The sequence below is a fragment of the Arthrobacter sp. FW306-06-A genome, from assembly GCF_021870055.1.
Classification (GTDB): Bacteria; Actinomycetota; Actinomycetes; order Actinomycetales; family Micrococcaceae; genus Arthrobacter.
In genome coordinates, this window is sequence record NZ_CP084552.1 from 3,305,304 (window position 1) to 3,317,918 (window position 12,615).

The window sequence follows — 12,615 nt, forward strand, 5'->3', positions numbered from 1 at the left end:
TTCACACTGTCCGGTAACGCAGGTACACCACACCGTTGCTGAACCGGCGCTCTTCCAGCAGTTCCAGCTTCAGGTCCAAGCCGTCGGGCAGAAAGCGCAGGCCGCCGCCCACAGTTACAGGGTTGATGAACAACTGGCACTCATCCACCAGTCCCGCGTTGAGGGCATGCGCGGCAAGGGTGGGGCCGCCAATGCTGATGTTCCTGGCGCTGGTGGACTTCAGCTCCTGCACGGCGTCCGGGACGAACTGCCGCTCCAGCCGGGTCATTGGCGTGGAGACGGTGTCCAGCGACGTCGAATACACCACCTTGTCCGCTGCCGCCCACAAGCGGGCGTAGTCCTGGATCACCTCCGGGTCATCCTGCGTGCCCATGGTTTCCCAGACCGACATCACCTCATACATCCGGCGGCCCAGAAGATGGGTGCCCACATCCCGCTCCAGGTCATTGATGAAGGCGTGGATTTCCTCGTCCGGCGCCGACCAGGCGAAGTTCCCGTTTGGGTCTGCCGTGTAGCCGTCCAGGGACATGATTGCGGAGTAGATCAGCTGCGCCATGGGGACATTCTGCCGCTGGACATCAGTTCTGGATAGGCTCCCGGGACACCAGGAACTGTTGCCCCAGGGTCCAGAGGTTGGAGACCGTCCAATAGACCAGGACGCCGATGGGGAAGAAGATTCCGCCCAGGCCGAAGACCAGCGGCAGCACGTAGAGGAGGACCTTCTGCTGGCGCATCAGGGGGTTATCGCTGTCCTGCCCGGCAAAGCTCCGGGAAGCCACGAGTTTCTGGGTAAGGAACTGGCAGGCAATCATCACCAGGATCATGGCGACGGCGAGCACGGCCACGGCCGCGGGGCCACCGCCGCCGCTGCCGTGCAGCAAAGAGGCGGACAGCGGCACACCAAAGATACTGGCGGATTCGAACTGGAGCACCTGGTCACGGCTTAGCGCCCCAATTCCTTCGCCCTGCCGCGACGCGTTGGAGATCCCGGACAGCACCTGGAACAGGGCAAGGAAGAACGGAGCCTGGATCAGCAGCGGCAGGCAGGCGGAGAACGGGCTGGTGCCGTGCTTTTGTACAGCGCCATCTGCTCCTGGGCCATGGCCTGCCGGGACGCCTGGTCCGTCCGGCCCTTGTACCGGTCTTGGAGCGCCTTCAGCTCCGGCTGCAGGAGCCGCATCCTGCGCTGGGCACGGATCTGTGCCAGGAACACCGGGATCAGCGCGGCGCGGACGACCAGGACCAGCCCGATGATGGCCAGCGTCCACGTCCAGCCACCGGATGCCGGCATGCCTGCCGCAGCCAGTCCGTCATGGAAAGCCACCAGGATGGCAGACACCAGCCACCGGAACGGATCCATCACTGCCGTGAAAAAGTCCACCGAATCCCCCATCCGCAGCCTGCTGCAAAGCTACTGGGAATCAGGGAAACAAGAAAGCCCCCGGGATCATGCGATCCTGGGGGCTTAGCCTGTAGCGGTGGGGAGGCTCGATCTCCCGACCTCACGATTATGAGTCGTGCGCTCTAACCAACTGAGCTACACCGCCACGAATGAGAAAAACCTGTGTCAAGCCGGTCAAACCGCCTTGACACAGGCCCTCATTCAGAGCCCCCCACCGGAATCGATCCGGTGACCTCGTTCTTACCAAGAACGCGCTCTACCACTGAGCTAGGGGGGCAACGAGTAAATACTCTACCGGAAGATTTCCGCACCAACAAATCGGCGTGGCCGGCGGCCCCGGACCCCCAAAATCCCCGCCAGATCAGGGATGTAGCGGTACCCGAGGCCTCCCCAGCGACGGCGGTGGGACCCCTCCGGACCCGGATGTGACGAAGACTACTTCGCGCAAAGAGTTTAAACAAAAAAGACGGGCCGGCTCGCGATGAGCCGGCCCGTCCGGGTGTTGCTTAGCTAAACGTGGTTACCACTTGTTGCGGGGCTTGAAGCCGCCCTCGGTCCGCGGCTTGCGGTCACCGAAGGAACGCTCGGAACGCTCGCTGTACGAACGGCCGCCGCGGTCAGCGGACGTGCGCTCGCCGTCGTTCTTCCGGAATTCCTTCTTGAACCCGCCATTGCCCTTGAAGTTGCCTCCACGGTCGCCACCGCGGTTGCCCTGGTAGGCGCCCCGGTCACCGGACGGCTTGCGGCCGTTGTCCAGCTCCAGGTGGATCAGCTCGCCGCCGATCCGGGTGCGGGACAGTGCGCGCAGCTGCTCAGGGCTGAGGTCCGCGGGCAGCTCCACCAGGGAGTGGTCCGAGCGGATATCGATGCCGCCGATCTGGGCGGAGGAGATGCCACCCTCGTTGGCGATGGCGCCCACGATCGAGCCGGGCATGACCCGCTGACGCCGGCCCACCGCGATACGGTAGGTGGCGTTGCCCTCGGTCAGTGCACGGGTCGGCCCACGGGAGCCGAAGCCGTCCTTGGACCGCTCGCGCTTCTGGAATTCGGGAGCAGCGGGCAGTTCCTTGACCAGGAGCGGCTGGCCGCCCTGGGCCATGACGGCCAGTGCCGCAGCGATTTCTGCTGCCGGCACCTTGTGCTCTTCCTCGTAGGAGGCGATGAGGTCACGGAACGCGGAGACGTCCTCGGAGGCGAGGGTCTCGGTGATGCGCTCGGCGAACTTGCCCAGGCGAAGCGTGTTCACGGTTTCCGCTGTGGGCAGGTGCATCTGCTCCACCGGCTGGCGGGTGGCCTTTTCAATGGAGCGCAGCAGGTACTTCTCCCGCGGCGTCATGAACAGGATGGCGTCGCCGGAACGGCCTGCACGGCCGGTGCGGCCAATGCGGTGCACGTAGGACTCGGTGTCGTGCGGGATGTCGTAGTTGATGACGTGGCTGATGCGCTCCACGTCCAGGCCGCGGGCAGCGACGTCGGTAGCAACGAGGATATCGATGCGGCCTTCCTTCAGCGCGTCGACGGTGCGCTCACGCTGCTGCTGGGGGATGTCGCCGTTGATGGCGGCAGCCTGGAAGCCGCGCGACTTCAGCTTGTCAGCCAGGTCCTCGGTGGCCATCTTGGTGCGGACGAAGGCGATGACGCCGTCGAACTCTTCCACCTCAAGGATGCGGGTCATCGCGTCCAGCTTGTGCGGGCCCATGACCTGGAGGTAGCGCTGGCGGGTGTTGGCACCGGTGGTGGTCTTGGACTTGACGGAGATCTCGGCCGGATCATTCAGGTACTGCTTGGACATGCGCCGGATCTGGCTGGGCATGGTGGCGGAGAACAGTGCCACCTGGCGGTCCGACGGCGTCTGCTGGAAGATCTGCTCCACGTCTTCGGCGAAGCCCATGCGCAGCATCTCGTCAGCCTCGTCCAGTACCAGGTACTGCAGCTCGGACAGGTCCAGGGAACCCTTGGAGATGTGGTCGATCACGCGGCCGGGGGTACCCACAACCACCTGGGCGCCGCGGCGCAGGCCGGCCAGCTGGGGACCGTAGGCGGAGCCGCCATAGACGGGCAGCACGGTGAAGTCATCGATGTGCTTGGCGTAGGAGGTGAATGCCTCGGCAACCTGGAGTGCCAGCTCGCGGGTGGGGGCCAGGACCAGGGCCTGGGTCTTGCGGGACGGGCCGTTGAGGTCGTGGAGTTCGGCCAGGCGGGACAGTGCCGGCACTGCGAATGCTGCAGTCTTGCCGGTACCGGTCTGTGCCAGGCCCACCACGTCGCGGCCTTCGAGCAGCAGCGGGATGGTGGCTGCCTGGATGGGGGACGGCTTCTCGTACCCGACATCCTGGAGGGCGGCAAGGACGCGGGCGTCGATGCCGAGGTCGGCGAACTTGACGCCTTCTTCCTCGTCGGACTCCGTTGCCTTCGCGGCGGGGGCTTCGTCGGAAGCGGGGGCTTCGGCGGGGGCCGCGACGGCCTCAGCGGCAGGAACCTCAGCTGCGGGGGCAGCGGGCTCGGTGAATTCGATGCTGGCAGTTGCTGCTTCAGCGGCGGTTTCGTTCTGGTTTTCGGGCATAGGGAGATTCCTCATCCATAGGGGGCCAGGCGGCACTACCCAAGGTGAGCGGAGCCGCAGTACACGTGCCGATGGTGCCGGGCAAACGTTGACCGGCCGGTCACAGAAGTCCGGCGCTTTCGCAATCCCATGGCAGGACTTCGCGCTGCATCTCTTGGCTGCTATCCCAGCAGTCTGTACAGCGTTTCTCTTTAGCCGGCTCTCCCTATGAAAATGCCCGCATCGCTTGTGCGGGCCCCAACACTTGCCAGTCCTGCCTCAAAAATTGGGCAGGAATAAGGGATTTCCGGAGTGGGGGATGTTTCAAGTGTAGGGCACGCAGGCGCCGCGGCGCTAATCGAGCGGGCGACGGCGGCGGTGAGCTTGCGCACACAGCACGCCGTGGGCGGCACTCGGGCAAGACGGGCTACCGCGCCAACCGCCGCAGCAGTACCTCAAACCTGGCGTGGTACTCGTCCTGGAGCCTGATCTCGCCGTCGGCCTCTGCACCGCGCAGGGCCGCAATGACCTCCGCGTCCGGTTCAGTGAACCACCTGCCGATGGTGATGCCGTGGCGCGGGACGAAGGTCCGCTCGATGGTGTCGCCGGCCCGGATGCTGCCGGTGCGGATGACGCGCAGGTATGTCCCCACCCTCCCCTCGTCGGTGAACCGCTTCACCCACTGCGGCTCCTTCATCCGGCGCTGGAACGTTGCACAGGGGGTGCGTGGGGAGGTGACTTCAAGTTCGACGCCGGACCCCACCTTCCAGCGCTCCCCGATCACCGCGTGCGTGGCTTCGATGCCGGATACCCGCAGGTTCTCACCGAAGACGCCCGGCGGCAGCTCACGGCCCAGTGCGCCGGCCCAGTAATCGGCGTCGGCCTGGGAGTAGGCGTAGACGGCCTGGTCCTCCCCGCCATGGTGTGCCCTGTTGGCCTGGATGTCCCCGCGGAGGCCGAGCTTGTGGACCTTGACGGGCCCATCGGCCGGGCGCTTGTCGATGGCGGTGACGCCCACGCTGCCCTGGTCTCCCAGGAGCTGGTGGACGCGGCAGACAGCAAGGACAGAACCTGATTCCATGGCATCAGTCTAGGGTCCCCTTGGGATCCACCCCCGCCTGCCGGCCATGGGCAGTTCTCCCCTGCTGCCGCACTGCGTTCCTACTCGCAGGCGGCACCGGCAGGGACTACGCTGAGTCGAGACTTGCATTGGGGGCAGTGCTGCGCCCAAATCGTGCGGATAACTGAGGGGGACGCCGTGGACTCGAACCAGAAGATCCCGCAAGGGGACCCGGAGGAAGGGCCGCCGAGCGGGGCTAACAACATCCCGGGAACCAGTGGCGCGGGCAGCGCCGCCAAGCGGCCGCCGTGGCAGGTGCCCAAGCCTGAGCTGCGTCCTGATCTCCTCAACGAACCCGTCACCCCCGTGGACCCGTTTGCGCGCGAGCGCGAAAAGCAGCTCGACAATGCTGCGGCGCGGAAGAAGCGCTCCCAGCGCCGCGCAGTGGTGGTGGGCCTCGGCGTCACCGCCCTCCTGGCCGGCACCATCACGGCCGTGGTGGCCAGCAACGAGGACGATCCCGAGTACGCCCAGGTGTGCTTCAACGATGAAACCGGCGAGCGCGTGGAGGACAGGAGCTGCGACAGCTCAGCAGGCCGCGGCGGCGGCATCTACGCCTGGTACTTCTACTCGCGCGGAGCCAGCGTTCCGGCCATCGGCCAGAACCGGTCCACAGCGCCCAACTACACGCGGACCGTTCCCAGCGGGGCCAAGGCCTCCACGGGCTACAGCAGCAAGGGCGGCACGGTCAGCCGCGGCGGTTTCGGGTCAAGCGCCAAGAGCGGTTCGAGCGGCGGCGGCAAGGTTTCGGGGGGCTGACGGATGAAGAGAATGTTGTCTGAGCCCCGGCCGGGCTGGAAGCAAAAGATCGAAGAACAGGGCCTGGTCTTCTCCACCACCACCACGGATGACGGGCGCCGCATTGAGTACTGGAACGAATCGGCGTACTACGAATTCACCATGGACGAGGTGGAGGCCCTCGAAGTGGTGGCCGAAGACATGCACCGGATGTGCCTGGAGGCCGCCAAGTTCCTGGCCACCGGCGCCATGGGCAGCATCGGCATCGGTCCGCAGGCCCTGGAACTGGCGGCGGAATCCCTGCAGGCGGGCGACGTGGACGTCTACGGCAGGTTCGACTTCATCTATGACGGCCAGGGCGGGCCGGCAAAGATGCTCGAATACAACGCCGACACCCCCACCGGGCTGATCGAAGCCGCTGTGGCCCAGTGGTTCTGGCTGCAGGACGTCCACCCGGAGAAGGACCAGTGGAACGGTATCCACGAGGCCCTGATCCGGCAGTGGAAGAAATTCCAGTACCGCACGGGAATGAGCACTTTGCACGTTGCCCATTCGGAAGTTAAGGAGTCCGGCGAGGACTGGATGACTGCCGCGTACATGCGCGATGTTGCCAGCCAGGCCGGCTGGACCACCATCGGCATCAATATGTCCGATATCGGGTGGGACCCCAACCTGAACCGCTTCGTGGACCTGGACAACTTCCTGATCAGCACCATCTTTAAGCTCTATCCCTGGGAGCTGATGATGAAGGAGGAGTTCGGCCCGCGGCTGCTGGAGCGTGCCCACAACCCGCGCTGGGTGGAACCTGCCTGGAAGATGCTGCTCTCCAACAAGGCCCTGCTGGCCGCGCTGTGGCACCTTTACCCCAACCACCCCAACCTGCTGCCGGCGTACCTCACCGATCCGGGACCGCTGAAGGAATGGGTGGCCAAGCCGCTGCACGGCCGCGAAGGCGACAACATCCGCATCCACGCGGACGGCATCAACCTGGAGCAGCCCGGCGGGTACGGCCGCGAGGGTTGGTGCTACCAGCAATACCACCCGCTGCCGGATTTCGACGGCAACCGTCCCGTCCTGGGGCTCTGGGTGGTGGACGGCGAGTCCGTGGGCTGCGGCATCCGCGAATCCGACGGACCGGTCACGGACTACTTCTGCCGCTTCGTCCCCAACACGATTGATGCACCGGCGCCGCTTTCAGCGGTGGCCGACTCCACCAAGGCAGGTATCACCCTATGAGTACGGACATGACGACGACGGGCGCCTCCGGAGGCGGACCGGGCACCCCGGTGCCGGCCAAGGGGCTGCGGGCCGGGATCCTGGACTTGGGCGACTCGGTGATGCTGGGACTGGCCTCCACCGCGCCGGTGTACTCACTGGCCGCCACCCTGGGCCTGATCGTTGCGGTCAACGGCAACTACACTCCCCTGATCCTCCTGCTGGGCTTCGTCCCGGTCCTGTTCATCGCCTACGCCTTCCGCGAGCTCAACAGCGCCATCCCGGACTGCGGCACCACGTTCACCTGGTCCCGCCAGGCCTTCGGCCCCTGGGCCGGCTGGCTGGGCGGCTGGGGTGTCGCGCTCGCCGGGATCGTGGTCCTGGCCAACCTGGCCCAGGTGGCCGGGCAATACCTGTGGCTGCTGGTGGGCGACGGGTCCTTGGCGCAGAACAAGGTTCTGGTCACCGGGACGGGGTTGCTCTGTTCATCGTGCTGATGACCGTGGTGAACTACCGCGGGATCCGGCTGGGCGAGCATGTGCAGCGCGTCCTGACCTACGTCCAGTACATTGCCCTGGGCATTTTCGCGCTGGCCATTGTGGTGCGGATCGTTGGGGGTGCCCCAGAAGGCCAGGCCTTCGACTTTGAGTGGTTCAACCCCGTGGGCGCCTTCACCGACCCCGGCGCCGTGGTGCACGGGGCGCTGTTGGCCCTGTTCATCTATTGGGGCTGGGATACCTGCCTGGCCGTGAACGAGGAAACCGAGGACCCCTCCAAGACCCCCGGCCGCGGCGCCGTGATCTCGGCCTTCGTGCTGGTGGCCATCTACGTTTCCGTGGCGCTCCTGGTGATGATGTACGCCACGGTGGGCTCCGAGGGCATCGGGCTGGGCAACGAGGCGAACAAGGACGACGTGTTCCTGGCCATGAAGGACGTGGTGCTGGGGCCGTGGGGCTGGCTGATCGTCGTCGCGGTCCTGGCCTCGGTGCTGTCCTCCACCCAGACCACCATCCTGCCCACCGCCCGCGGCACCCTGTCCATGGGCGTCCACGGAGCCCTTCCGGCCAAGTTCGCAGAGGTGCACCCGCGCAACCAGACCCCCGGGTTCTCCACCCAGGTGATGGGCGGTGCTGCGGCAGCCTACTACGTGGCCATGAGCTTCCTGAGCGAAAACCTGCTGGCGGACTCCATCAGCGCCATCAGCCTGTTCATCGCCTTCTACTACGCCCTTACCGGCTTCGCCTGCTTCTGGTACTTCCGCGGAACCCTGCGGGAATCGGCCCGCAACCTCTGGTTCCGCGGCATCCTCCCCCTGGTGGGCGCGCTGCTGCTGACCGCCGCGTTCTTCATCTCGGCAGTGCAGATGTGGGACCCGGCGTACGGCGATACGCAGATCTTCGGCGTCGGCGGCGCGTTTGTGAGCGGAGTGGTGCTGCTGGCGCTGGGCGTGGTGCTGGCCGCCGCCTGCCGGTTCCTGCCCGCCACCCGCGGCTACTTCCTGGTTGAGAAATGACGGTGACCGAATGACGGGCGAAGAATTGACTGCTGAAGCCGCGGCGGCCGGCCTGTCAGACGTCCTGAACCTCGATTCACTGCTGTCAGCGGAGGAACTGGAACTCCGGCAAAAGGTCCGGGATTTCACCAGCCAGCGCATCAAGCCGGAGATAGCCCGCTGGTATGAGGACGCCGTCTTCCCCCTGGAGCTGGCTACGGAACTGGGTGAGTTGGGCGTGCTGGGGATGCACCTGGAAGGCTACGGCTGCCCCGGCCGCTCCGCCGTCGAATATGGCCTTGCCGCGATGGAGCTGGAAGCCGGCGATTCCGGGATCCGCACGTTCGTGTCCGTCCAGGGTTCGCTGGCCATGACAGCCATCCACACGTGGGGCTCGGAAGAACAGAAGCAGGAGTGGCTGCCCCGGATGGCAGCCGGCGAGGTCATTGGGTGTTTTGCCCTGACCGAGCCCACGGCGGGTTCGGACCCGGCGTCCATGGCCACAGTTGCGCAGCGCGACGGCACCGGAGACGACGCCGGTTGGGTCCTGAACGGGACCAAGCGCTGGATCGGGCTGGCGTCAGTTGCGGGCGTCATGGTGGTCTGGGCCATGACGGACGACGGCGTGCACGGTTTCCTGGTGCCGGCCGGAACCCCCGGCGTGACCGCCAGGGCCATCACGCAGAAGCTGTCCATGCGCGCCTCCATCCAGTGCGACGTGGTGTTCAACGACGTCCGGCTGGGTCCCGAGGCCCTGCTGCCGGGAGCGCGGGGACTGCGCGGCCCGTTCACCTGCCTGAATGAGGCCCGGTACGGCATTGCGTGGGGCGCCATGGGCGCGGCCCGCGATTCCTATGAGGCGGCCTTGGCCTACTCGCAGGACCGGCTCCAGTTCGGCAAGCCGCTGGCCGGCTACCAGCTTACGCAGGAGAAGCTGGTGAACATGCTGGTGGAAATCCAGAAGGGCACGCTGCTGGCCCTGCACCTGGGACGCCTCAAGGACGCGGGTACCATCAGGCCCGAGCAGATCTCGCTGGGCAAGCTCAACAACGTGCGCGAGGCCATTGCCGTGGCACGGGAGGCGCGGTCCATCCTGGGCGGCAACGGCATCACCACCGACTACTCACCCCTGCGGCATGCCGCCAACCTCGAATCAGTACGGACCTATGAGGGCACCGACGAGGTGCACACCCTGATCCTGGGCCGGCACATCACCGGCCTGGGCGCCTTCCACTAACCCCTCCCCCAACTGACTCGCAGTTGTTGCCGTTTTGGCGACGCATAACGACAACAACTGCGAGCTAGTTGGGGACCCGGGACGTGGGCCGACGTCCGGCCCGGCCAGTCAGGCCGAGAAGCCGCCGTCGGCCTTGATCAGCTGGCCCGACACCCAGCGGCCTGCCGGTGAGAGCAGGAACGCAACGGTCCTGGCGACGTCGGCAGGGGTGCCCAGGCGGCCGGTGGGCTGCTGCGCGGTGAGCTCTTCATGGACGTCGGGGGTCATCCACCCGGTATCAACCGGACCCGGGTTCAGCACGTTTGCCGAGATCCCCTGCGGACCCAGTTCACGTGCGGCGGCAATCACGATCCGGTCCAAGGCACCCTTTGAGGCACCGTAGGGAAGGTTGAACGCTGTGTGGTCGCTGGTCAGCGCAACGATCGCGCCGCCGTCGTCCGTTGCCTGGCGTGCGAAGGCGGCAATCAACTGCCAGCTGGCGCGGGTGTTCACGGCGAAGTGCCGGTCAAAGGATTCAATGGTGGTGTCCAGCAGCCCGGAATCCACGGATTCCGCGTGGCTCAGCACCAGGCCCTGCAGTGGCCCGGCCAGCTGTGCAGCTTCCGCCACCAGCCGGTCCGGGACGCCGGGGTCCTGCAGGTCGGCCGACAGGACGTGCACTTTGGCGCCGATGGCCTCAAGCTCGGCGGTAAGCCTGACAACGTCCTCGGGTTCGCTCCCCCAGGGCATGCGGGCGTCGTAGTCGGCCCAGTAGGAGAGGACCAGGTCCCAGCCGTCCGCGGCCAGCTGCCGGGCAATACCGGCGCCGATACTGGCCAGGCGCCCCACGCCGGTGACCAGGGCGACGGGGCGGGCGGGGACGGATGATTGGGATTCCATCCGACCAGCCTAGCGGCGGCTGGCGGCGGGGACTGTCCTGTGCCGCACTGCTCACAGGTCCCACACTGCTCAGGCCGCTGCCGGCTCCGCCGCTGCCGTCGGTTCCTGCGACCCTTTGTGCCGGCGGATGGTGGCGCTGATGACCGCGGCGATGGTGCACATGGCCGCCGCCCCCAGCCACGCGTAGGTGTAGTGCCCGGTGGCATCGCGCAGGGCGCCGGCAACGATGGCGGCCGCGGCGGCGCCGAGCTGGTGGGCGGCGAAGACCCAGCCGAACACCACGCTGCCGTCCGCACCGAACGTCTCCCGGCAGATGGCAGCCGTGGGCGGAACAGTGGCCACCCAGTCCAGGCCGTAAATTACCACGAACACGATCATGCTGGGCTGCACCTCGGCGTTCAGCAGCAGCGGAAGCACCAGCAGGCCGATGCCGCGGAACTGGTAGTAGACGGCCAACAGGATGCGGGGGTTGAAGCGGTCGGTCAGCCAGCCGGAGGCGATGGTTCCGATGATGTCGAAAATCCCGACGACGGCAAGCAGCCCCGCTGCCGTGGTTTCCGGCATGCCGTGGTCGTGGGCGGAGGGGATGAAGTGGGTGCCGATCAGGCCGTTGGTGGTGGCGCCACAGATGGCGAACCCGGCTGCAAGCGCCCAGAAGGTCCTGACCTTGCTGGCGCGGCGCAGCACCTGCAGGGCGCGGACCGCGGCGTTGGCACGCGGGCGGCCACCCGGAACCGTTGCGGTTTCCGGCGGCTGGGCGGCCACGCCGGCCGGCTTCTCGCCGTAGGGCAGGACCCCCGCCTCGGCCGGTGAGTTCTTGAGGAACTTCAGCACCAGCGGAACCACGGCGAGCGCACCGGCGGCGATCAGCAGGGAGGCCTGCCGCCACCCGGGGTCCTGGGCGAGCATGGCGATGAAGGGCAGGAAGACCAGCTGTCCGGCCGCGCTGCCGGCGGTGAGGATGCCGATCACCAAACCGCGGCTCCTGGTGAACCAGGTGTTGGCGACCGTGGCGGCAAAGACAAGGGCCATGGAACCGGTCCCCAGGCCGATTAGCAGCCCCCACGTCAACAGGATCTGCCAGGACTGGTTCACCAGCACGGTCAAGGCACTGCCCATGCCGATCAGCACCAGGGCTGTTGCGGTGACGGCCCGGACGCCGAACCGTTCCATCAGGGCGGCGGCGAACGGGGCGGTCAGGCCGAAGAGCACCAGGTTGATGCTCACGGCCGCGGACAGCACGGTGGTGGACCAGCCGAACTCCTGCTGGAGCGGGACCATGAGGACACCAGGCGCCGCGCGGAATCCGGCCGCCCCAACGAGTGCCAGGAACGCCACGGCGGCAACGATCCAGGCAGGATGCAGGCGCATGCGCTTACGTGGCGGTGAGGGAAGGGCAGCAGAACCAGCAGGAACTTCGCGGGCTTCCTCCGGCACGGTGCTCATGCCGCAGTTTCTTTTCCGGACGCGGTGGACAACGGGATGGGATGCTCCGACCTGGCCCGGCTGTGCCAACTGGTGTTCGCCGCCGTCAGCCGTTCCCCGCATTCCGTGCAGGTGTCTGCCGAGGTAGTGGGTTTGCCGCAGCCGGTGTGGATGACGTGGAGGTGCGCCTGGTCCGAGGGCGCGGGCAGGTGCTTCTCCGCCCAGATGGTGACCGCGTTGAGGACCGGGAGCGCGTCCTCACCCTTGGTGGTGAGGACGTACTCCTGGCGGGTGCGGCCGCCGTCGTCATATGCCTTCTTCTCCAGCAGTCCGGACTCAACCAGGCCTGCCAGGCGCTTGGTGAGGACGGAATCCGCCACCTCCAGCCGGTCCTTCATGGCGTCGAAGCGCCCGTTGCCAAAGAAGACCTCGCGCAGCACCAGGATGCTCCAGGGGTCGCCCAGGATGTCCAGGCCGCGGGCCATGCTGCAGCTGCGTTGGGACCAGTCAGATCGAAGAGGCATACGGGAACGCTAGCTGACTTTCTTCAAGAAAGCTAGGGTTC

Annotated in this window: 9 protein-coding genes, 2 tRNA genes and 2 pseudogenes; 4 read left to right on the forward strand and 9 right to left on the reverse strand. The window is 66.6% G+C overall.

The window, feature by feature from the left end:
- Position 1 precedes the first annotated feature (1 nt).
- The 6 genes and pseudogenes from LFT49_RS15415 to LFT49_RS15440 all read right to left on the reverse strand — a co-directional run bounded on the left by LFT49_RS15415 (position 2) and on the right by LFT49_RS15440 (position 5,025).
- Complete coding sequence (locus LFT49_RS15415) at positions 2 to 556, reverse strand: dihydrofolate reductase family protein (protein ID WP_237428673.1); 555 nt, start codon at positions 554 to 556, stop codon at positions 2 to 4.
- Between the two features lie 40 nt (positions 557 to 596).
- Positions 597 to 1,381: pseudogene (gene yidC / locus LFT49_RS15420) on the reverse strand (membrane protein insertase YidC); the annotation flags it as partial.
- Positions 1,382 to 1,473: 92 nt separating this feature from the next.
- Positions 1,474 to 1,547: transfer RNA gene (locus tag LFT49_RS15425), tRNA-Met, on the reverse strand.
- Between the two features lie 60 nt (positions 1,548 to 1,607).
- Positions 1,608 to 1,679 (reverse strand) — tRNA-Thr (locus LFT49_RS15430).
- 243 nt (positions 1,680 to 1,922) lie between these two features.
- Positions 1,923 to 3,965 carry a DEAD/DEAH box helicase gene (locus tag LFT49_RS15435; protein WP_237428674.1) on the reverse strand — a complete coding sequence of 681 codons (2,043 nt, stop codon included), beginning with the start codon at positions 3,963 to 3,965 and terminating at the stop codon, positions 1,923 to 1,925.
- 406 nt (positions 3,966 to 4,371) lie between these two features.
- On the reverse strand, positions 4,372 to 5,025 hold the full coding sequence (locus LFT49_RS15440) for an MOSC domain-containing protein (protein WP_237428675.1): 654 nt from the start codon (positions 5,023 to 5,025) through the stop codon (positions 4,372 to 4,374).
- A 177-nt stretch (positions 5,026 to 5,202) separates the two neighbouring features.
- On the opposite strand from LFT49_RS15440, the gene LFT49_RS15445 reads away from it, so the two are divergent.
- From LFT49_RS15445 to LFT49_RS15460, 4 genes and pseudogenes are all read left to right on the forward strand, one after another.
- The gene (locus LFT49_RS15445) at positions 5,203 to 5,823 is read left to right on the forward strand and encodes a Tat pathway signal protein (RefSeq protein ID WP_237428676.1); all 621 of its coding nucleotides are present in this window, start codon (positions 5,203 to 5,205) and stop codon (positions 5,821 to 5,823) included.
- Between the two features lie 3 nt (positions 5,824 to 5,826).
- On the forward strand, positions 5,827 to 7,038 hold the full coding sequence (locus tag LFT49_RS15450; protein WP_237428677.1) for a glutathionylspermidine synthase family protein: 1,212 nt from the start codon (positions 5,827 to 5,829) through the stop codon (positions 7,036 to 7,038).
- A pseudogene (locus LFT49_RS15455) lies at positions 7,035 to 8,530 on the forward strand (APC family permease). Before LFT49_RS15450 ends, LFT49_RS15455 begins: the two are co-directional and overlap by 4 nt.
- Before the next feature lie 10 nt (positions 8,531 to 8,540).
- Positions 8,541 to 9,746, forward strand: coding sequence for an acyl-CoA dehydrogenase family protein (locus LFT49_RS15460; protein WP_237428678.1), 1,206 nt, complete (start codon positions 8,541 to 8,543; stop codon positions 9,744 to 9,746).
- A 108-nt stretch (positions 9,747 to 9,854) separates the two neighbouring features.
- Here LFT49_RS15460 and LFT49_RS15465 read toward each other — a convergent pair whose 3' ends face one another.
- The 3 genes from LFT49_RS15465 to LFT49_RS15475 all read right to left on the reverse strand — a co-directional run bounded on the left by LFT49_RS15465 (position 9,855) and on the right by LFT49_RS15475 (position 12,574).
- On the reverse strand, positions 9,855 to 10,625 hold the full coding sequence (locus LFT49_RS15465; protein WP_237428679.1) for an SDR family oxidoreductase: 771 nt from the start codon (positions 10,623 to 10,625) through the stop codon (positions 9,855 to 9,857).
- Between the two features lie 69 nt (positions 10,626 to 10,694).
- The gene (locus tag LFT49_RS15470) at positions 10,695 to 12,071 is read right to left on the reverse strand and encodes an MFS transporter (protein WP_236820210.1); all 1,377 of its coding nucleotides are present in this window, start codon (positions 12,069 to 12,071) and stop codon (positions 10,695 to 10,697) included.
- Positions 12,068 to 12,574, reverse strand: coding sequence for a winged helix-turn-helix transcriptional regulator (locus LFT49_RS15475; protein WP_237428680.1), 507 nt, complete (start codon positions 12,572 to 12,574; stop codon positions 12,068 to 12,070). The genes LFT49_RS15470 and LFT49_RS15475 overlap by 4 nt, the downstream gene beginning before the upstream one ends.
- Positions 12,575 to 12,615: the final 41 nt, after the last annotated feature.

Excerpts from the sequence above, each read along its gene's own strand:
- LFT49_RS15470 (WP_236820210.1), bottom strand. The coding sequence starts at position 12,071 with ATGAGCACCGTGCCGGAGGAAGCCCGCGAAGTTCCTGCTGGTTCTGCT.
- LFT49_RS15475 (WP_237428680.1), bottom strand. The coding sequence starts at position 12,574 with ATGCCTCTTCGATCTGACTGGTCCCAACGCAGCTGCAGCATGGCCCGC.
- LFT49_RS15435 (WP_237428674.1), bottom strand. The coding sequence starts at position 3,965 with ATGCCCGAAAACCAGAACGAAACCGCCGCTGAAGCAGCAACTGCCAGC.
- LFT49_RS15415 (WP_237428673.1), bottom strand. The coding sequence starts at position 556 with ATGGCGCAGCTGATCTACTCCGCAATCATGTCCCTGGACGGCTACACG.
- LFT49_RS15450 (WP_237428677.1), top strand. The coding sequence starts at position 5,827 with ATGAAGAGAATGTTGTCTGAGCCCCGGCCGGGCTGGAAGCAAAAGATC.
- LFT49_RS15465 (WP_237428679.1), bottom strand. The coding sequence starts at position 10,625 with ATGGAATCCCAATCATCCGTCCCCGCCCGCCCCGTCGCCCTGGTCACC.
- LFT49_RS15440 (WP_237428675.1), bottom strand. The coding sequence starts at position 5,025 with ATGGAATCAGGTTCTGTCCTTGCTGTCTGCCGCGTCCACCAGCTCCTG.
- LFT49_RS15460 (WP_237428678.1), top strand. The coding sequence starts at position 8,541 with ATGACGGGCGAAGAATTGACTGCTGAAGCCGCGGCGGCCGGCCTGTCA.